The sequence below is a fragment of the Microbacterium sp. M1A1_1b genome (genome assembly GCF_053345565.1).
Map to the genome: position 1 here is coordinate 478,335 of NZ_JBKFAJ010000002.1, position 18,440 is coordinate 496,774.

The following is an 18,440-nucleotide window of genomic DNA, read 5'->3' on the forward strand; positions in this document are numbered from 1 at the left end:
CTACGCTGAGACGCGATGACGACGACGACACCAGCCAGACGACGGACGGGCAGCGCTGCGGTCGCCGTGCTCGTGGCCGGCACCTACTTCATGGAGCTGCTGGACGGGACGATCCTGGCGACGGCAGCGCCCGCGATGGGCCGTGACCTGGGCGTCGACTCCGCCGCCATCGGCATCGCGATCACCGCCTACCTGGTCACCCTCGCCGTGTTGATCCCCGTCAGCGGGTGGTTGACCGACCGCATCGGTTCGCGCACGGTGTTCGTCGGCGCGATCGCCCTGTTCACGATCGCGTCCGGACTCTGCGCCGCGTCGACCGGGCTCGTCGACCTGACGATCTGGCGCATCGTGCAGGGCATCGGCGGTGCGCTCATGGTGCCCGTCGGCCGGCTCGTCGTGCTCCGGAGTGCCGGACGCGAGCAGCTCGTCACCGCGATCGCGATCCTGACCTGGCCGGCGCTGGCGGCACCGATCATCGCGCCGTTCATCGGCGGGCTGCTCGTCGACACCCTGACCTGGCACTGGATCTTCCTGGTCAACATCCCGCTCGGCGTCATCGCGCTCGTCGCGGCGATCGTCCTGGTTCCCCAGGAGCGGGCCGCCCAGCGGATCCCGTTCGACTGGCTCGGATCGCTGCTGGCGTGCTTCGGACTCGGCGCGCTGGTCGTGATGGCGTCGCTGCTGTCGCTCGACGTCGTCCCCGTCGTGCCGGCGGTGCTGGCCGGTGTCGTGGGCGCGGTCTGCACCTGGCTGGCGATCCGGCACTTCCGCCGGGCACCGCACCCGATCATGGGCCTGGACGCGTTCCGGCTCGAGACGTTCCGGGTGTCGCACGCGGGCGGCAGCCTGTTCCGCCTGGCCGTCTCGGCGGTGCCGTTCGTCCTGCCGCTGCTGTTCCAGGACGCGTGGGGGTGGACGGCGCTCGAGGCCGGTTCCGCCGTGCTCTGGGTCTTCGTCGGCAACCTCGGCATCAAGCCCGCCACCACGCCGCTGCTGCGCTGGTTCGGGTACCGGCCGGTCATCATCGTGTCCTCGGCCGTCGCCGCGCTGAGCGTCGTCGCGATGGCGTTCCTGGCGCCGACGACCCCGTTCTGGCTGCTCGCGGTGCTGCTCGTCGTGAGCGGAGCCGCACGGTCGGTCGGCTTCACCGCGTACAACACGATCGCGTTCGCCGACGTCGAGCAGGCGGACATGACCCCGGCCAACACGCTGTCGTCGACCCTGCAGCAGACGGCGGCCGGTTTCGGTGTCGCGGTCGCCGCGGTGGTCATCCGCGCCGCGGCCGGGCTCGGCGGGTCCGGTCCGTACGTCGTGGCGTTCTGGGTGATCGCCGTGCTGCTCGTGGTCGCGTGTCTGGAGGGCGTGCTGATGAGCCGGACCGCCGGCGAGACGGTGCGACCGGCGCGGCGGGTCCGGGCCTGACACGTGCGGGTCTGAGCCGCCCGGGCTCGACATGTCCGGGCCCGACCCGTCCTGCCGCACGCGCGTCGGCCGTGCACGTCGCGCGCGGCGTCCGTGCGCTTCCCGGCCCACCGCACGCGCCGTTCGTGCCCACGTCACGCGCCGGAAACCCGCCAGACGCTACAGTCTCAGCAACCGCTTGCGGACGACGAGTAGCGTTCACGCGGCAGAGCGAGCAGGTGGACAGGGACCCGGCTCCGGAAGGAAGGCAGCATGACCGTGCCAGACCAGCAGGGAACCGTCCAGGACGACACCGACGTCCAGGCCCGGACGATCCGCGTCGTCAGTTACAACCTGCGCGAGCACACCGCCAACAGCGAGCTCGCTGCCCTGGCCGAGGCCTCCGACGCCGACGTCCTGTGCGTGCAGGAGTGCGACAGCAACGACCTGGCGACCTCGGTCGGCGGGCTGACCCTGGCCGCATCGACCAAGGCGAACCGCCTGGGCCTGGCGATCTACAAGCGCGACGACCGGTTCCAGGTCAAGGACTTCAGCATCCACTCGCTGCAGAAGTCCCTGCACGACCGGGTCCTGGCACCCGCGCACGAACGGCTCATCGCGATGCACCTGCACGACGAGCACGCCGGCACCGACGTCATCGTCGCCTCGTTCCACGCCTCGCCGTTGACCGCGACGAACTCCCTGCGCCGCAAGCAGATCGAGGCCGCGCACCAGTTCGTCCGCGACCTGTCCAGCGAGGCCCCGGCGATCATGGTCGGCGACTTCAACTACCCCTGGTTCCAGACGAACCTGCGCCGGAAGATCGAGTCGCACGGCTTCGCGCTGTCGCTGTCCGACCAGCCGACCTACCTGCGCTACCGCAAGTTCACGGGCCACTTCGACTTCGCCACGAGCGTCGGACTGCACATCGCCGGTGTCGAGACCCTGCCCGCGGGCATCTCCGACCACCGGCCGATCCTGGTGCGCGCGCACTACGAGGAGCCCGCGGCCGCAGCCGACACCGCCGCCTGACGCGGGCCGTTCGGGTCGGGCACTTCCGTGGGCATCGCGCCCGACGCGGTGCGACCAGTCGTCTGATCGCGCCCAGACCAGCGGCTCCAGTGGTCGCGACACCCCGTCGGTGCAACGCCGACCGGTCACGTTCTGTCGTCCGGACGCGTGGAGAGCGACAGTTCGCGACCGCTCGGCGGACGTGAGCGGGGTGTTGCGACCGGTCGGGGGTGGCGGGCGAAGCGTCCCGACCGGTCACGACACCCCGTCGGTGCGACGCCGGCTGGTCACGTTCTGTCGTCCGGGCGCGTGGAGAGCGACGGTTCGTGACTGCTCGGCGGACGTGAGCGGGGTGTTGCGACCGGTCGGGGGTGGCGGGCGAAGCGCCCCGACTGGTCACGACGCCCCGTCGGTGCGACGCCGACCGGTCACGTTCTGTCGTCCGGACGCGACGGGAGCGACGGTTCGTGACCGCTCGGCGGACGTGAGCGGGGTGTTGCGACCAGTCGGCAGGCGGGACCGCGAGAACGCGGGAACCCGGGAACCCGGGAACCCGGGAACCCGGGAACCCGGGAACCTACCCACACGCCGGACGGGAGGCGCGGTACCAGCTGGCACCGGGCCTCCCGTCCAGACGGGGTGCGTCCACCGCACCCCGCGCGTCAGCGACGCAGCGTCGCCCGGGCCAGGCGGTTGCCGACGAACTGCCCGAGCTGCACGATGACCACGATCGCGGCCACCGACACGTAGACGATCCACCAGTCGTAGCGCTGCGACCCGTAGGTGATCGCGTACTCGCCCAGACCGCCCCCGCCGATCAGTGCGCCCTGCGCCGTCATGTCGACGATCCCGATGAAGATGAACGTGTAGCCCAGGATGAGCGGCCCGAGGCCCTCGGGGATGAGCACGGTCAGCAGGATCGACACTGGGTGCGCGCCCGACGCCCGCGCCGCCTCGACCACACCGGGGTCGACCCCCAGCAGGTTCTGCTCGACGATCCGGGCGACCGCGAACGACGCCGCGAGCGAGATCGCGAACGTCACCGCGGGCACGCCGATCGTCGTCTGCACCACCACGCGCGACAGCGGCGCGATCGCCGCCAGGAAGATGACGAACGGGATGGGTCGGACGATGTTCACGACCAGGTTGATGACCGTGTACGCCGTGCGGCTGCCCATCAGGTTTCCCGGGCGGGTGGCGTACAGCGCGAGCCCGAGTGCCAGCCCGATCACGCCGGCGATGACGAGCGACACCAGCGACATGACGATGGTGTCGCGGACCGAGGACAGGAAGACGTCGAACGTGTCGATGACGCTCTGGAAGGAGTTGTTCACGCTGCGGCCTCCTCGTCGGTCGTGACACCGGCGGCCCGCAGGTCGCGGACGACGTCGTCGATCGCGCTGCGGTCACCCGACGGGGCGACGAGCTCGTACGTCAGCGACCCGATGCGGCGTTCGCGGATCTCGCCGACGCCGCCGTAGACCAGCTCGGCGGTGACCCCGGCGGACCGGAACACCTGGTCGATCCGGTTCTGCAGTCCGGCCTCGTCGGTGATCTGCACGCTGACCAGTCGGCCCGCGTGCCGCTCGCGCAGGCGCACGAGGGTCTCGGGGGAGGGTCGGTCGTGCAGCGCCGTGCGGACGAAGCGCTTGGTCGCGGCGTTCGTCGGTGCGGAGAACACGTCGTAGACGTCGCCGACCTCGACCACGCGGCCCTGCTCCATCACGGCGACCCGGTCGGCGATCTGCCGCACGGCGTCCATCTCGTGCGTGATGACGATGATCGTCACGCCGAGCTCCCGGTTCACGCGGCGCAGGAGCGACAGCACCTCGGAGGTGGTCTCCGGGTCGAGGGCGCTCGTTGCCTCGTCCGCAAGCAGCAGCTCGGGGTTCGACGCCAGCGCCCGGGCGATGCCGACGCGCTGCTTCTGCCCGCCGGAGAGCTGCTCGGGGTAGGCGTACGCCCGGTCGAGCAGGCCCACGAAGTCCAGCAGTTCGGCCACGCGGCGGTCGCGCTCGTCCTTGGCGACACCGGCGACCTTGAGCGGGTACGCCACGTTGCCGGCGATCGTGCGGGAGCGGAACAGGTTGAACTGCTGGAAGACCATCCCGATGCGGCGTCGCGCCTGACGGCGGTCCCGCTCGGGGATCGCCGTCAGCTCCTGGCCCGCCACGGTGACCGTGCCCGAGGTGGGCAGTTCGAGGGCGTTGACCAGACGGACCAGGGTGGACTTGCCGGCGCCGGAGTACCCGATGACGCCGAGCACCTCGCCCTGCTCGACGTCGAGGGAGACGTCCTCGACCGCCACCACGGTCTCGCCGGTGTCCGCTCGGCGGTAGGACTTGGAGACGCCGCGGAGTTCGACCAGGGCAGCCACTACTTCGTTGCCGCCTTCGCGTCCTGCTCGACGGTCGTGAGTTCCTTCTGGAGCGTCGCGGGGCTCGCGTCGCTGGTCACGGCGTCGGGGTAGTCCTTCGCGAACACCTTCTGCACGGCGTCGTCCTGGAACAGCTTCGCCAGCGACAGGTACGTGGCGTTGTCCTTGTCGGCGTCGCGCACCGTGAAGACGTTGACGTACGGGGCGGCGGAGGCGCTCTTCGGGTCGTCCTGGAAGATGGCGTCCTTCGTGTCGAGCCCGGCCGAGGTGGCGTAGTTCACGTTGACGACCGAGCCGTCCACCGAGCCCTGCTGCAGCGCGTTCGCGGTCTGCGAGGCGTCGAGCGGCTGGACGTCGACCTTGTGCGAGGTGATGTCGGCGACCGTGGAGAACGCGTTGCCGCCGCCCTTGAGCTCGAGCAGGTTCGCGGACTGCAGCACCAGGAGCGCGCGGGCCTCGTTGATGGCGTCGTTCGGGATCGCGATCTTCGCGCCGTCCTGGAACTCCGACGGCTTGGCGACCTTGGTCGAGTACAGCGGCAGCGGGTACACGGCCGTCGCGCCGATCGGCTGCAGGTCGTCGTCCGAGGTCACGTTGTAGTTCGCCAGGTACTGGATGTGCTGGAACTGGTTGATGTCGATCTGCTTGTCCTTGAGCGCGGGGTTCGGCAGCGAGTAGTCCGAGAAGTTCTGCAGCTTCACGGTCACGTTGAGCTGCTGCTTCGCGAGGTCGACGTACGTGTTCCAGTACGGCAGCGACTTGTCCGCGACACCGATCGTCACGGTCTTCGGCGCGGCGTCCGAGCCACCGGCAGCGGCGTCCGACGATCCACCGGAGCGGACGGCGACGGCGACGACGGCGATGATGATCGCGACGACGACCACCGCGGCGGCGACGATCCAGCCGACCGGGCGCTTGCGCTTGGGCTTGTCGGGCAGGGCGGGTGCGGTCATGGGGTGCTCCTCGTGGGCTGGCGGGGGTCACACGCTCGTGGACTGCACCGAGTGTGCCCGGCGGTGCACACGGGGGCGATTCGCGTTCCGCCGTGTTACGACCCGTACCGGGAGACGGCCTGCGCCGGAAGACGGGCGTCGCGTGCCGGCGTCGCGTGCGGGCGCGGCCGCCGCGTGCAGGCGCCGCGGGCAGAATCGGACGGGTGCGCAGCATCGAACTCGTCCTCGACGACGCCTCGGACCGGGCGGTCCGCAGGCTCTGGCAGGCGCTCGTCGCCGCGGAGCTGCCGAGCCTGGGGCACGCCGGCACCAACGACCCGCACGTCACCCTGGTCGCGGGGGAGTCGGTGCCGGTTCCCGGACCGCTCGACGAGCCCCTGCCCACCGCACTGCGCGTCGCGGGCGTGCTGCTGTTCCCCGCGGGGCCCGGTCGGCACGTGTTCGGGTTGGGCGTGGTCGTCGACGAGTCCCTGGCCCGCTTCCACCGGGCCGTGCACCGTGGGGCGCCGGACGCGGTCGACTCGTCGGCTCCTGGCCGGTGGGCGCCGCACCTGACCCTCGCCCGGCGGATCCGCGACGTCGACCTGGGCGCGGGGCTCCGGGCGATCACTGCCGACGCGCCCCTGCCCGAGGTGCTGACGGTGGGCGGTCTGCGGCACTGGGACGGCGACACGAAGGTGACCACGCCGTTGGCGTGAGGTGTCGTGCGGTGGCGGGTGGAGCCTCCAGGCGGGTCCGCGGGGTCGCGTCGCGACGTGTTCCGTGGTGCAGACGGGAGGCCCGGCTCAGGTCCGGAGCACCCGCTCGCCGAACGCGGATGCGAACGTCCGGTCCGGGTCGGCGCGGCCGACCAGCGCACGGAACGCGGGCAGCCGCGGGTAGAGCGCCGCGATCGCGTCGGCGCCGAGCGAGCTCATCTTGCCCCAGTGTGGACGGCCGCCGAGGGGTGCCAGGCGCGCCTCGAGGTCGGGCAGCAGCGCCGCCACCTGCTCGGGGTGCTTCTTCCACGTGAAGGCGATGCAGAACACGTCCTGACCCTGGGTCGGGCTGAGCCACAGGTCGTCGGCCGCCATCGTGCGGAGCTCGGCGACGTGCAGGTGCGGCTGGATGCGGTCGGCCAGGCCCCGCAGGGCGTCGAGGGCGGCGGCCGCGTGCCGGAGGGGCACGAAGTGTTCGCTCTGCACCTCGGAGCCGTGCGAGGGGACGGACGCGATCGGGAAGTGTGGCAGCCGGTCCCACCACGGGCCCATCGACCCGTCGCGGGCGGTGCGGTGCGCGTCGCCCGGGGTGCCCGGCAGCCGCGGGACGCCGAACAGGTCGTCGGGGACGTGCTCGGCGCGGGACTTGACGAGGACCTCGCCGATCGCACCGGGTCGGGGGCCCGTGTCGTCGTCGTTGCCGAAGCGCGTGTACGCGCAGACCGAGTACCCGGCGGCGTGGATCTCGGCGGCGTGGTCCAGGAACGTGCGCCACGGGAACGGGCCGTAGGCGTCCTGGCGCATCCGGTAGGTCGGTTCGACGGCGAGCGTGACGCGGGTGACGATCCCGAGCAGCCCCAGGTGCAGCACCGTGCCGGGGAAGTCGGGGTCGGTGTGGGAGACCGTGCGGGTCGTGCCGTCGGGCCCGAGCAGCTCGAGCCCGCGCACGGCCGTGCTGAGCGAACCGAGTGTGGTGCCGGAGCCGTGCGTGCCGGTGGCGATCGCGCCGCCGACCGAGATGTGGGGCAGGGAGCCCGTGTTGTGCAGGGCCAGGCCGAGCGCGTCGAGCTCGGGGGCGACGTCGCCGTACCGGGTGCCCGCGCCGAGGGTGACCGTCGTGCCGTCCGCTGCCCGGTCCACCTGCAGGTCGGTCGGCACCTGCGTCAGGTCGAGCAGCACCCCGGGGGTGTCCGCGACGTCGTTGAACGAGTGCCGGGTGCCGAGGCCGTGCACGCGTGGCTCGCGGGCGACGATGGCGGCGGCGTCGTCCAGCGAGGTCGGGCGTTCGACGCGTGCTGCGCCGTACGTCACGGTGCCGGACCAGTTCAGTTCGCTCGTCGTCGAGGGCATGCGCTCACGATGCCACGCGCGGGTGACAGGAGCGGGGCGGTGGGGTTCCGGGCCCGCGGCGGCCCGCCGGGTGTCGCGGCGGGCCGGGTGTCGCGTGTTGCACCCCCGTACGAACATCGCGCCCCGGGGTGACGGGGCGCGGTGTTCGTGCGGGGGTGCGAAGCGCGCGCGGTGGCGCGGCGCGGCCGCGGCGGCCCGACGGGCTAGTGCGCGGGCGGGGGCGTGGGGGTGCCCTCGGGGGTGACCGGCTTGCGCACGAAGCACGCGGCCAGGATCCCGAACAGCGAGATCACCCCGCCCACCAGGAACGCCGTGCGCACACCCGAGGCCGTCGCCGACGCCAGGGCATCCGCACCGGACCCCGCGCCGACGGTCGCCGCGCCGATGGTCAGCAGCGTGACGAACAGCGCGGTACCGGCAGCGCCCGCCAGCTGCTGCGCCGTGCCGAGCACCGCGCTGCCGTGCGAGTAGAGCTTCGGGGGCAGCCCGCCGAGCGCCGCGGTGAACAGCGGCGTGAAGGTCAGCGCCAGGCCGAGGCTCAGGACGACGTGGGCGCCGAGGACGAACCACACGCTCGTGTCCGTGCCGACGGAGGACAGCGCCCACATCACGACACTGATCACGATCGTGCCCGGGATGAGCAGCACGCGCGGACCGTGTCGGTCGTAGATCCGGCCCACGACGGGGGAGAGCAGCCCCATCAGCAGTCCGCCGGGGAGCAGGAGCAGTCCGACGTTCAGGACGTCGAGCCCGAGCACACGCTCGAGGTAGATCGGCAGCAGGATGAGCGTGCCGAGCATCACCAGGAAGGCCAGGCCCATCCCCACGATCGGGACGGTGAAGCCCTTCGTCCGGAACGTGCGCAGGTCGAGCAGGGCACGGTCATCGCGCTGCAGCCGCGTCTGTCGCAGGATGAACAGCGTCAGCGCGACGGCGCCGACCACCAGGGCCGCGACCGGCAGCACCGGGCCGGTCGTCGCGATCTCGGCGATGCTCGACAGGCCGTAGACGATGCCACCGAACGCGAACGCGGACAGGATCACGGACGCCACGTCGAGCGGAGCCCGACGCGGGGTGCCGACGTTCCGGACCTTGACCAGGCCGAGGACCAGCGCGGCGATCGCGATCGGCAGCACGAAGCCGAACAGCCAGCGCCACGAGAACGCGTTGAGGATCAGCCCCGAGATGGTCGGGCCGACGGCCGGTGCCACCGAGATGACGATCGAGATGTTGCCCATGATCCGGCCGCGGTGCGCGGGGTCGACGAGGGTCAGCACGGTGGTCATCAGCAGCGGCATCATGATCGCCGTGCCGCTGGCCTGCACGATGCGGCCGATCAGCAGCACCGAGAACCCGGGGGCGATCAGCGCGATGAGGGTGCCGGCGGAGAACAGGCTCATCGCCGCGACGAAGACCGAGCGTGTGGTGAACCGCTGGATCAGGAACCCGGTGATCGGGATGACGACCGCCATCGTGAGCAGGAACCCGGTGGTGAGCCACTGTCCGGTCGCGGCGCTGATGTCGAGGTCGTCCATCAGGCGGGGCAGGGCCACACCCATGATCGTCTCGTTGAGGATCACGACGAAGGCGGACACGAGCAGCAGCCCGATCACGAGCCGGTCGTCGGCGGCACTCCGGACCGGCGGCTGCGCGAGACTGCCGGTGCGCGGCGCGGTGTCGATGGCGTGGTCGGTCATGGGGTGTGGCTCCGAACGAGAGTCGGTGGAACGGGCGTCGAGGGAAGGTGCGTCGAGACGACGTGCATCGACCGGACGAGCAGTCGACGGGCGGTGCACCGGTGCAGCACCTGAACGGATTCGATCATTCCACGACACGCCGACATCGACGCATGAACGGTCAGTGCAGGATGTCGAACGACTCCGCGTCGCCGTGCGGCACCACCGCGCGTGTGGTGACGGTGGTCACGGTCGCGCTCGGTGGGCCGGCGTGCAGCAGTTCGACCAGCGCGTCGACGGCAGCGGACGGCCCCTCCGCCTCGACCTCGACCGTGCCGTCGAACAGGTTGCGTGCGTACCCCACGAGCTCGAGACCGTCGGCCTTGCGTGCCGTCCAGTACCGGAACCCGACCCCCTGGACGGTCCCCGTCACGACGGCGTGGACCCGTGTCACCGTTGTCATGCCAGCCACGCTAGGCCGGACGTGTTTCCGGATCGTCTCGGCCGTGTCACGAAACCGCGACGTGGTGATAGTGTCTTCTCAACCCGAACACTTCGGGTCGGAATGACCTGAACACGATGGGCGGTGGGGACGATGGACGAGGGCATCCGCGTCGCGGTCTCGACCGTGATCGTCGCGCTGCGCCCACACCCCGACACCGGCGTCCCGGCGCTGTGGATGCCCCTGGTCCGTCGCACCACCGAGCCGTACCGGGGTTCGTGGGCGCTGCCCGGCGGCTGGGTCGGACCGGACGAGGGGCTCGAGGACTCGGCGGCCGCCCGTCTGCGCGAGACGACGAACGTGCAGCCGCGCTACCTCGAGCAGCTCTACGCCTTCGGTGACGTCGACCGCTCGCCCACCCGCGTGGTGTCGATCGTCTACTGGGCCCTGGTGCGTCCGGACGAAGCCAGCACGGTGCCCGACGACTGGAACGTGCGCTGGTTCCTGGCGGACGAGCACCCGCCGATGGCGTTCGACCACGACCGCATCGCCGAGTACGCGCTGTGGCGGCTGCGCACCAAGATGTCGTACTCGCGGATCGCGCAGGCGTTCCTGGGGGACCGGTTCACACTCGCCGAGCTGCGCGCCGTGTACGAAGCCGTCCTCGGCAAGCCGCTCGACCCGGCGAACTTCCGCCGACAGGTCGCGCAGTCCGACGCGGTGATCGCCACCGACGAGACCACGAGCGGGGACCGGCACCGCCCGGCCCGGCTGTACCGCTCGAACCCCGACCTGGCTTACGCGGACAACGGCCCGCTCCAGCCCGGTGCCACCAAGCGTCGACCCGGTGCGCCACAGCACCAGGCCGACGCCACTCCGCTCCAGCCAGCCAGCACGAAACGGTAGGAACCCGCGTGTCCATCGCCACCACCATCGAGCTCATCTCCAACGGCCGCGCCGCCGGCAGCACCTGCACGCCTGACCTGGCGATGCCGACCTGGGACTTCGACGACCGCCCCGGCTACGGCCCCGGCTCGTCGATGTCCGACGTCATCCCGACCTCGGCCCCGCGCCAGGGCGTGATCCCGGACGAGTACAAGACCGCCCCCGTGGACGAACTGCACGAGCGTATCGAGCGGGCGAAGGCGACCCTGGGCGACCGGGTCGTCGTGCTCGGACACTTCTACCAGCGCGACGAGGTGGTCCGGCACGCAGACTTCCTGGGCGACTCGTTCCAGCTCGCCAACGCCGCGCTCACCAAGCCCGACGCCCAGGCGATCGTCTTCTGCGGCGTGCACTTCATGGCCGAGACGGCCGACGTCCTGGCCCGCGACGACCAGCACGTGATCCTGCCGAACCTGGCCGCGGGCTGCTCGATGGCCGACATGGCCGACATCGACAGCGTCGAGGCCGCGTGGGCCGAGCTCGAGTCGGTGTACGGCACCGAGCCCGACGCCGAGGGCCGCGTGCCGGTCATCCCGGTCACGTACATGAACTCGGCAGCCGACCTCAAGGCGTTTTGCGGGCGGCACGGCGGCATCGTGTGCACGTCCTCGAACGCGGCGACGGTGCTCGAGTGGGCGTTCGAGCGGGGGCAGCGCGTGCTGTTCTTCCCCGACCAGCACCTGGGCCGCAACACCGCCAAGGCGCTGGGGATCAGCACCGATCTGATGCCGATGTGGAACCCGCGGAAGCCGCTGGGTGGCAACACCGCGGACGACCTGCAGGCCGCGAAGGTCGTCCTGTGGCACGGGTTCTGCTCGGTGCACCGCCGCTTCACGGTGGAGCAGATCGACCAGGCCCGCGTGGACCACCCGGGCGTCCAGGTCATCGTGCACCCCGAGTGCCCGATGGCCGTCGTCGACGCCGCCGACGTCGCGGGCAGCACCGACCTGATCCGCCGGACCGTCGCCGCCGCCACCGAACCGACGACGTTCGCGATCGGCACCGAGATCAACATGGTCAACCGCCTGGCGGCCGAGTTCCCGCAGCACACGATCTTGTGTCTGGACCCGGTCGTCTGCCCGTGCTCGACGATGTACCGGATCCACCCGGGCTACCTGGCGTGGGTGCTCGAGGCGCTGGTGCGGGGCGAGGTCCTCAACGAGATCGTGGTGCCGGACGCCGTGAAGGCCGACGCCAAGGTCGCCCTCGAACGCATGCTGGCAGCGAAGCCGAAGGGCTGATCGTGCACGTCGTCATCGTCGGGTCCGGCATCGCCGGGCTCACCGCCGCCATCCGAGCCAGTGCCCGGCACGACGTCACCCTCGTGACGAAGGGCGCCCTGGCCGACTCCGCCACCAGCTATGCCCAGGGCGGCGTCGCCGTCGCGCTCGGTGCCGACGACACCGCCGCGCTGCACCAGGCAGACACGCACGTCGCCGCGGCGGGCAGCGCCGACTCCCGCGCGGTCGAGGTCCTGTGCACCGACGGCCCGGCCCGCGTCCGCGACCTGCTGGCGCTCGGCGTCCCCTTCGACCGGAGCGCCGACCGCGCCGACCTCGACCGGTACGGCGACGACCTGGCGCGCGGTCGCGAGGCCGCCCACTCCCGCTGGCGGGTCGTCCACGCCGACGGTGACGCGACGGGCGCCGCGATCGAGCAGACCCTGATCCGGGCGCTGCACCGCCAGCACGTCACGATCCTCGAGCGCACCTGCCTGACCGACCTGGTCGTGCGCGACGGTGCCGTGGTCGGGATCGACGTGCTCGACCTGCTCGGTGAACCGCGGCGTATCGATGCCGACGCCGTCGTGCTCGCGTCCGGCGGCGCCGGGCACCTGTACCGCGAGACGACCAACCCGCTCGTCGCGACGGGCGACGGACAGGCGGCGGCCTGGCGTGCCGGTGCCGTCCTGGCCGACGTGGAGTTCGTACAGTTCCACCCGACGCGGCTCGCGGTGCCGGGCGGTGGCCTGGTCTCCGAGGCCGTCCGCGGCGAAGGAGCGGTGCTGCGTGACGCCCGGGGCCGACGCTTCATGGCCGACGTGCACCCCGACGCCGACCTCGCACCACGCGACGTGGTGGCCCGGGGCATCGCGGCGGCGCTCCGCGACACGGGCGCCGTCGAGCTCGACGCCACCGCGCTCGACGCGTCGTTCCTGGTCGCCCGGTTCCCCGGACTCACGCGGGCCACGCGCGCCGCCGGCTTCGACTGGACCCGGCAGGGCGTCCCCGTGGCCCCCGCCGCGCACTACGCCATGGGTGGCATCGCGACGGACGCCGAGGGCCGTACCAGCCTGCCCGGGCTGTCCGCCGTCGGCGAGGCCGCCTGCACCGGTGTGCACGGCGCCAACCGGTTGGCCTCGAACTCCCTGCTCGAGGGGCTCGTCTTCGCGGTCCGCGCAGCGGACGCCCTCGGCGCTCCACGACCCGGTCTGCTCCGGCTGCGCGGCGACGCGGCGCTCGCCGTCACCACGGTGGACGACACGGCGGAGTCGACCCGGGCCTCCCGTCCGGTGGATGCGCACGCAGGGCGGCCTGGAGGCCCGGCGCGGCTCCGCGACGCGGCCGACGTCCGGCAGGCCCTGCAGACCGTCATGACGGACCATGTCGGCCTGCTGCGCGACGCCGACGGGCTGGCGGCCGCACGACGCGCGCTGGCCGCGCTGACGGCGCCCGTCCCGCGTTCCGTGCGCGAGCACGAGGACCGTGCACTGCTCGACCTGGCCCGCCAGACCGCCCGCGCCGCCGAGGCCCGCACCGAGTCCCGCGGCGCCCACGCCCGCACCGACCACCCCGACACCGACCCGGGCGCCGCGACCGCGCGCGCCTGGGTGCTCGCTCCCGCGACGGCTCCGACCGCCCTCGCGCTCGTCCCCGAGGAAGCACTCGCATGACCGTCGACCTCGGCTCGATCCCGCCGCACGCCCTGCAGCGGGTCATCCACACCGCGCTCGAGGAGGACGCCCCCTGGGGGGACGTGACGAGCGAGACGCTCATCCCGGCGACCGCGACGGCCACCGCCACCCTCGGCGCCCGAGAATCCGGCGTGCTGAGCGGCGGGGCGGTGTTCACGGCGGTGATGCACGCGGTCGACCCGGCGATCCAGGTGGACCTGCGTGTCGCCGACGGCACCGCGTTCGTACCGGGCGACGTCCTGGCCACCGTGACCGGACCGGCGCGGGCCGTGCTGCGCGGCGAGCGGGTGGCGCTCAACCTGGTGCAGCGGATGTCCGGCATCGCGACGACCACCGCGCAGTACGTCGCCGCTGTGGCCGGCACCAGCGCGCGCATCGTCGACACCCGCAAGACCACGCCGGGGCTGCGCGCGATCGAGCGCTACGCCGTGCGCTGCGGCGGCGGGCACAACCACCGCACGTCGCTGTCGGACGCCGTGCTCGCGAAGGACAACCACCTGGCCGTCCTGCTGGCGAGCGGCATCGGGCTCGGCACGGCCATCCGGGCGGCCCGGGCGCGGCTCGGCCACACCGTGCACCTCGAGGTCGAGGTGGACCGCATCGACCAGATCGAACCCGTCGTCGCCGCCGGGGTCGACACGATCATGCTCGACAACTTCACCCCGGACATGCTCGTCGAGGGCATCCGCGTCGTCGGGGGACGGGCCCTGGTCGAGGCGTCGGGCGGGGTGTCGCTCGACACCGTCGCGGCGATCGCGGCGACGGGCGTGGACGTCATCTCGGTCGGGGCGCTGACGCACTCGGCGCGGGCACTGGACCTGGGGCTCGACATGGACGTCGTGGACACTGCTGCTGCTCCCACTGCGTCGGACTGAGCCGTGTTCTACCTGGACCGTGCCGCCACCACCCCCGTCCGCCGCGAGGTGCTCGAGGCGATGTGGCCGTGGCTGACGGGCGGCTTCGGCAACCCGTCCTCGACCCACGGGCTGGGCGACCAGGCGGCACGGGGACTGGCCGACGCCCGGCAGCGGGTCGCCGACGTGCTGGGGTGCCGGCCGGCCGAGGTCGTCTTCACCGCGGGCGGCACCGAGGGCGCCAACACCGCCGTGAAGGGCATCGCGCTCGCGGCGCCGCGTGGCCGGCACGTCGTCACGACCGCGATCGAGCACGAGGCCGTGCTCGAGAGCTGCCGCTACCTCGAGCGCTTCCACGGGTTCACCGTGACGGTCCTGCCGGTCGACGCCGACGGTCGGGTCGCCCCGGACGTCCTGGCCGCAGCGCTCCGACCGGACACCACGCTCGTGTCGATCGCGCATGCGGACAACGAGATCGGCACCGTGCAGGACCTGCAGGCGCTCGCAGCGGTGGCACACGCGGTCGGGGCACGGTTCCACACCGACGCCGTGCAGTCCGCGCCGTGGCTGCCGATCGGGCTCGACGTCCTGGGTGTCGACGCGCTGAGCTGTTCCGGGCACAAGCTGGGCGCGCCGAAGGGCACCGGCGTGCTGGCGGTCCGCGCCGGCGTGCCGCTGGAGCCGCTCGTGCACGGCGGGGGACAGGAACGCGGGCGCCGGTCGGGCACCGAGGACGTCGCCGGTGCCGTGGCGGTGGCGACGGCGCTGTCGATCACCGCCGCGGGACGGTCCGGTGCGGCGGAGCAGGCGTCCGCGACCCGGGACGCCGTGATCGCGGGCGTGCTCGCCGGGGTGCCCGGTGCGTTCGTCACCGGATCCGTCGAGCACCGGCTGCCCGGGCACGCGTCGTTCTGCTTCCCCGGGGTGACGGGGGAGACCGTGCTGCTCGAGCTCGAACAGCGCGACGTCGTGTCGTCGTCGGGAAGCGCCTGCGCCGCGGGCAGCACCGAGGCGTCGCACGTGCTCGTGGCGCTCGGGCTGTCCGAGGACCTGGCACGCAGTGCCGTGCGGTTGACGTTCGACCAGACGCTCGCGTCCGCCGACGTGCCACTCGTCGTCGAGGCCGTCACACGCGCGGTCGAGACCGTCCGCGCGCTTCGCTGAGGTGTACTAGACGTTCTACTCCATCACTGGGGACCTGTCCCCCCTTCTGCGGACACGCGTTCTCGGGCAGAGTGGGGTCATGGCCAACGCGACGATGAACCGACGGGCTCCCCGGGAGGACCGCTTCCGGGCGGTGCAGCTCCTGCCGGCACCCGCCACCGTCCTCGCGCTGGCCGTGGCCGCGGGGCACGACGTCGGCTCCGCACCCCTCGGGCTGATCGCCGTGGTCGGCGCGCTGGCGACCATCGGGAGCGCCCTGCTCCCGCTGGTGTGCTCGGCCGTCGCACGACGCTCCATGCCCGCTCCGGCCGAGTCGGATCGGTACCGGGAGGACATCGACCACCCCTGAGGACCCGCGCCGCTCGTGTCCGCACCCGCGGAGACCGACGACGCGAACGAACCGGACGCCCACCCCTGAAGACGGCGTCCGGGGCGGGACGCGGCATCCCCTGTGCCACGGCCCGCTGCACCCAGAGACCCGTCGCGGGTCGCGGAAACGTCGTCACCCCTGGACGACGCCTCCGAGCCCCTGTGCCCGCGGCGGGTCGTGGTGTGCCCACCGGTAGCGTGACGAGGTGCCCTCGTACCGTGTGACGCTCGCCGTCGGAGCCCTCGCTGCCGGCATCGCCCCCGACGCGGTCCTGCCCGCCGCGGCACGCCTGGCGGGGGAGCGCGCCGTCGTCGAGGCGCAGGACGTCCGACTGCTGCGCGGCGTCCCGTGCGCGGTCGTCCGCTACGAAGCGGTCGACGACGACCAGGCCGTGGCCGTGCGTCGCCACGTGGTCGACGGACTGAGCGGCACGGTCGAGGTCCGCTCCGACGTCGTCACCCGACGCGACGGGGGTCGGTGGACGCCGATCGCATGAGCGTGCCGGTGTCCTTCGCTGCCGACGGCACGGGCCACACGTAGTCCAGGTCGTCCGGCACGTCGGGGAACAGCGGGCGGTAGTGCTCGCGGTCCTTCTGCACGAGCTTCGACCGGTGCGACCGGTGCACGGCCTCGTCGGCGTTCCACGACGGCACCGGGAAGTCACCGCGCTCGTACGCGGCCAGGTCCTCCGGGGAGCGCCCCAGGTCCTCCAGGGTCTTCGCCAGGCACGTGTCCGCGTGGCCCCGCTCCAACCACACCGAGCACGTGGCGTCCTGGTAAGCCATCAGGGCCGGCCGGTACCCGCGCCACATCGCGACGACCGGGTGGTGCTGCCACCCGTAGTCGGGCAGCGTCAGGGCCCGCATGACCTGCAGGGTCTCGACGCGCTGCTTGCCGAGCCGCTTGTCGTCGAGGACCTCGGCCGAGGCGCGGAAGTCGGCGAAGGGCAGGAACGTCTGCATGCCGGGGACGCTACGCCGCAGGGCTGGACCGACACATGTCGTCACAACCCGGCCCGGTCCGCGGCCGGCGTGTGAGCATCGGGACCATGAGCGGAGAACTCGTCGTCGGTGTCAGCGGCAGCCCGTCCGACCCCTCGCGCACGTCGACCCTGGTGACCGCGACGGTCGCACGGCTGGCCGACGAGATCGAGGACGCCCGGACCCAGGTCGTCGAGATCGGGCCGTTGCTGGCCGACCTCGGCGCCGCGTCCGACCGGTCGACGATGGCGCCCGCGACCGTGGCCGCGCTCGAGGCGGTCGAGTCCGCCGACGTGCTCGTGGTCGGCAGCCCGGCCTTCCGCGCCGCGTACTCCGGTGCCTTCAAGCTCTTCTTCGACTGGGTCGGGCAGTACGACCTGGTCGACACCCCCGTCCTGCTGACGGCCACGGGCGGCAGCGACCGGCACGCCCTGCTCGTCGAGCACCAGATGCGCCCGCTGTTCGGGTTCTTCCAGTCGACCACGCTGCCGCTCGGGGTCTTCGGCAACGAGCGGGACTTCACCAAGCGCGAGGGGGGATACGACATCAGCAGCCTCGACCTCGAGCTGCGCATCGACCAGGCCGTGCGGCGTGCGCTGCCGATCATCCGCGGCGGTTTCGTCGGCGCGGCGACGACGGACGTGCCCCGTCCCGCCGACTTCTGAACCGCACCAGCTCGTGGACCGCACCAGCGGACGGACCGCACCAGCGGACGGACCGCGCCAGCGGACGGACCGCGCCAGCGGACGGACCGCGCCAGCGGACGGACGGAGGCCCGTGGCGATGCCGCCACGGGCCTGGCGTCCGTCCGGCCGGTCGCCCCAGGGCCGCGCTCAGCCCAGCAGTGACGCCACGTGCGCGACCGCCAGGCGGTAGCCGTCCGCGCCGGCTCCGGCGATCACCGCGGTCGCCGCCGTGGCGACGTGGTCGACGTGGCGGAACGGCTCGCGCTTCCACGTGTTGGACAGGTGCACCTCGACCACGGGGACGGTGAGGGCCTCGACCGCGTCGTGCAGCGCGACCGACGTGTGCGCGTAGGCGGCGGGGTTGATGACGACCGCGGCGTGGTCGTCGAGTGCCTCGTGCAGCCACTCGACGAGCTCGCCCTCGCGGTTGGTCTGCCGGAAGTCGACACCGAGCCCGTGTGTCGCCGCCTCGGTCTCGACCACCTGGCGCAGGTCGTCCAGGGTGACGGTTCCGTACTGCGCCGGGTCGCGACGGCCCAGGATGTCCAGGTTCGGGCCGTTGAGGACGAGGATGCGGGGCTGCTCGGTCATGGCCTGAGCCTATCCACGAGCCGGTGTC

Annotated in this window: 19 protein-coding genes; 11 read left to right on the forward strand and 8 right to left on the reverse strand. The window is 72.4% G+C overall.

What is annotated here, in order from left to right; translation table 11 throughout:
• Positions 1 to 15 precede the first annotated feature (15 nt).
• Both ACLBWP_RS06920 and ACLBWP_RS06925 read left to right on the forward strand, forming a co-directional pair.
• Entirely contained in the window at positions 16 to 1,422 is a 1,407-nt protein-coding gene (locus tag ACLBWP_RS06920; protein WP_447654613.1) for an MFS transporter, read from the forward strand.
• A gap of 252 nt (positions 1,423 to 1,674) precedes the next feature.
• Positions 1,675 to 2,433 carry an endonuclease/exonuclease/phosphatase family protein gene (locus tag ACLBWP_RS06925; RefSeq protein ID WP_243561791.1) on the forward strand — a complete coding sequence of 253 codons (759 nt, stop codon included), beginning with the start codon at positions 1,675 to 1,677 and terminating at the stop codon, positions 2,431 to 2,433.
• 641 nt (positions 2,434 to 3,074) lie between these two features.
• On the opposite strand, the gene ACLBWP_RS06930 is transcribed toward ACLBWP_RS06925, so the two are convergent.
• Genes ACLBWP_RS06930 through ACLBWP_RS06940 form a run of 3 tightly spaced genes read right to left on the reverse strand, consistent with a single transcriptional unit; the run spans position 3,075 to position 5,742 of the window.
• The gene (locus tag ACLBWP_RS06930; RefSeq protein ID WP_447654614.1) at positions 3,075 to 3,746 is read right to left on the reverse strand and encodes a methionine ABC transporter permease; all 672 of its coding nucleotides are present in this window, start codon (positions 3,744 to 3,746) and stop codon (positions 3,075 to 3,077) included.
• The gene (locus ACLBWP_RS06935) at positions 3,743 to 4,789 is read right to left on the reverse strand and encodes a methionine ABC transporter ATP-binding protein (protein ID WP_447654615.1); all 1,047 of its coding nucleotides are present in this window, start codon (positions 4,787 to 4,789) and stop codon (positions 3,743 to 3,745) included. The genes ACLBWP_RS06930 and ACLBWP_RS06935 overlap by 4 nt, the downstream gene beginning before the upstream one ends.
• Entirely contained in the window at positions 4,789 to 5,742 is a 954-nt protein-coding gene (locus ACLBWP_RS06940) for a MetQ/NlpA family ABC transporter substrate-binding protein (protein WP_447654616.1), read from the reverse strand. The genes ACLBWP_RS06935 and ACLBWP_RS06940 overlap by 1 nt, the downstream gene beginning before the upstream one ends.
• 203 nt (positions 5,743 to 5,945) lie before the next feature.
• Between ACLBWP_RS06940 and ACLBWP_RS06945 the strand changes: the two genes are divergently transcribed.
• A complete protein-coding gene (locus ACLBWP_RS06945; RefSeq protein ID WP_447654617.1) occupies positions 5,946 to 6,440 on the forward strand; it encodes a 2'-5' RNA ligase family protein in 495 nt (164 codons plus the stop codon).
• 87 nt (positions 6,441 to 6,527) lie between these two features.
• On the opposite strand, the gene ACLBWP_RS06950 is transcribed toward ACLBWP_RS06945, so the two are convergent.
• From ACLBWP_RS06950 to ACLBWP_RS06960, 3 genes are all read right to left on the reverse strand, one after another.
• Positions 6,528 to 7,790, reverse strand: a complete 1,263-nt coding sequence (locus tag ACLBWP_RS06950) for a D-arabinono-1,4-lactone oxidase (protein ID WP_447654618.1) — start codon at positions 7,788 to 7,790, stop codon at positions 6,528 to 6,530.
• A 203-nt stretch (positions 7,791 to 7,993) separates the two neighbouring features.
• Positions 7,994 to 9,487, reverse strand: a complete 1,494-nt coding sequence (locus ACLBWP_RS06955) for an MDR family MFS transporter (protein WP_447654619.1) — start codon at positions 9,485 to 9,487, stop codon at positions 7,994 to 7,996.
• A gap of 160 nt (positions 9,488 to 9,647) precedes the next feature.
• Positions 9,648 to 9,929, reverse strand: coding sequence for an acylphosphatase (locus tag ACLBWP_RS06960; RefSeq protein WP_243561785.1), 282 nt, complete (start codon positions 9,927 to 9,929; stop codon positions 9,648 to 9,650).
• A gap of 132 nt (positions 9,930 to 10,061) precedes the next feature.
• Between ACLBWP_RS06960 and ACLBWP_RS06965 the strand changes: the two genes are divergently transcribed.
• From ACLBWP_RS06965 to ACLBWP_RS06995, 7 genes are all read left to right on the forward strand, one after another.
• Positions 10,062 to 10,814 (forward strand): NUDIX hydrolase, encoded by a 753-nt coding sequence (locus tag ACLBWP_RS06965; RefSeq protein ID WP_243561822.1) that lies wholly within the window; start codon positions 10,062 to 10,064, stop codon positions 10,812 to 10,814.
• Positions 10,815 to 10,822: 8 nt separating this feature from the next.
• Positions 10,823 to 12,094 (forward strand): quinolinate synthase NadA, encoded by a 1,272-nt coding sequence (gene nadA / locus ACLBWP_RS06970; RefSeq protein ID WP_447654620.1) that lies wholly within the window; start codon positions 10,823 to 10,825, stop codon positions 12,092 to 12,094.
• Positions 12,095 to 12,096: 2 nt separating this feature from the next.
• Entirely contained in the window at positions 12,097 to 13,746 is a 1,650-nt protein-coding gene (locus tag ACLBWP_RS06975) for an L-aspartate oxidase (RefSeq protein WP_447654621.1), read from the forward strand.
• A complete protein-coding gene (gene nadC, locus ACLBWP_RS06980; protein WP_447654622.1) occupies positions 13,743 to 14,642 on the forward strand; it encodes a carboxylating nicotinate-nucleotide diphosphorylase in 900 nt (299 codons plus the stop codon). Before ACLBWP_RS06975 ends, nadC begins: the two co-directional genes overlap by 4 nt.
• 3 nt (positions 14,643 to 14,645) lie before the next feature.
• Positions 14,646 to 15,785, forward strand: coding sequence for a cysteine desulfurase family protein (locus ACLBWP_RS06985; protein WP_447654623.1), 1,140 nt, complete (start codon positions 14,646 to 14,648; stop codon positions 15,783 to 15,785).
• 79 nt (positions 15,786 to 15,864) lie between these two features.
• Positions 15,865 to 16,134: a hypothetical protein gene (locus ACLBWP_RS06990; protein WP_243561780.1), complete on the forward strand. Its 270-nt coding sequence runs from the start codon at positions 15,865 to 15,867 to the stop codon at positions 16,132 to 16,134.
• A 226-nt stretch (positions 16,135 to 16,360) separates the two neighbouring features.
• Complete coding sequence (locus ACLBWP_RS06995) at positions 16,361 to 16,651, forward strand: hypothetical protein (protein WP_243561779.1); 291 nt, start codon at positions 16,361 to 16,363, stop codon at positions 16,649 to 16,651.
• Here the strand turns inward: ACLBWP_RS06995 and ACLBWP_RS07000 are convergent.
• On the reverse strand, positions 16,611 to 17,117 hold the full coding sequence (locus ACLBWP_RS07000) for an MSMEG_6728 family protein (protein ID WP_447654624.1): 507 nt from the start codon (positions 17,115 to 17,117) through the stop codon (positions 16,611 to 16,613). The genes ACLBWP_RS06995 and ACLBWP_RS07000 overlap by 41 nt on opposite strands.
• A gap of 86 nt (positions 17,118 to 17,203) precedes the next feature.
• Between ACLBWP_RS07000 and ACLBWP_RS07005 the strand changes: the two genes are divergently transcribed.
• The gene (locus ACLBWP_RS07005; RefSeq protein ID WP_243561777.1) at positions 17,204 to 17,800 is read left to right on the forward strand and encodes an NAD(P)H-dependent oxidoreductase; all 597 of its coding nucleotides are present in this window, start codon (positions 17,204 to 17,206) and stop codon (positions 17,798 to 17,800) included.
• Positions 17,801 to 17,968: 168 nt separating this feature from the next.
• Here ACLBWP_RS07005 and aroQ read toward each other — a convergent pair whose 3' ends face one another.
• Positions 17,969 to 18,412, reverse strand: a complete 444-nt coding sequence (gene aroQ, locus ACLBWP_RS07010; RefSeq protein ID WP_447654625.1) for a type II 3-dehydroquinate dehydratase — start codon at positions 18,410 to 18,412, stop codon at positions 17,969 to 17,971.
• Positions 18,413 to 18,440: the final 28 nt, after the last annotated feature.

Bases quoted from the DNA above. Each gene is read 5' to 3' on its own strand.
- ACLBWP_RS06920 (WP_447654613.1), top strand. From the start codon at position 16: ATGACGACGACGACACCAGCCAGACGACGGACGGGCAGCGCTGCGGTC.
- ACLBWP_RS06925 (WP_243561791.1), top strand. From the start codon at position 1,675: ATGACCGTGCCAGACCAGCAGGGAACCGTCCAGGACGACACCGACGTC.
- ACLBWP_RS06940 (WP_447654616.1), bottom strand. From the start codon at position 5,742: ATGACCGCACCCGCCCTGCCCGACAAGCCCAAGCGCAAGCGCCCGGTC.
- ACLBWP_RS06950 (WP_447654618.1), bottom strand. From the start codon at position 7,790: ATGCCCTCGACGACGAGCGAACTGAACTGGTCCGGCACCGTGACGTAC.
- ACLBWP_RS06955 (WP_447654619.1), bottom strand. From the start codon at position 9,487: ATGACCGACCACGCCATCGACACCGCGCCGCGCACCGGCAGTCTCGCG.
- ACLBWP_RS06960 (WP_243561785.1), bottom strand. From the start codon at position 9,929: ATGACAACGGTGACACGGGTCCACGCCGTCGTGACGGGGACCGTCCAG.
- ACLBWP_RS06965 (WP_243561822.1), top strand. From the start codon at position 10,062: ATGGACGAGGGCATCCGCGTCGCGGTCTCGACCGTGATCGTCGCGCTG.
- nadC (WP_447654622.1), top strand. From the start codon at position 13,743: ATGACCGTCGACCTCGGCTCGATCCCGCCGCACGCCCTGCAGCGGGTC.
- ACLBWP_RS06990 (WP_243561780.1), top strand. From the start codon at position 15,865: ATGGCCAACGCGACGATGAACCGACGGGCTCCCCGGGAGGACCGCTTC.
- ACLBWP_RS07000 (WP_447654624.1), bottom strand. From the start codon at position 17,117: ATGCAGACGTTCCTGCCCTTCGCCGACTTCCGCGCCTCGGCCGAGGTC.
- ACLBWP_RS07005 (WP_243561777.1), top strand. From the start codon at position 17,204: ATGAGCGGAGAACTCGTCGTCGGTGTCAGCGGCAGCCCGTCCGACCCC.
- aroQ (WP_447654625.1), bottom strand. From the start codon at position 18,412: ATGACCGAGCAGCCCCGCATCCTCGTCCTCAACGGCCCGAACCTGGAC.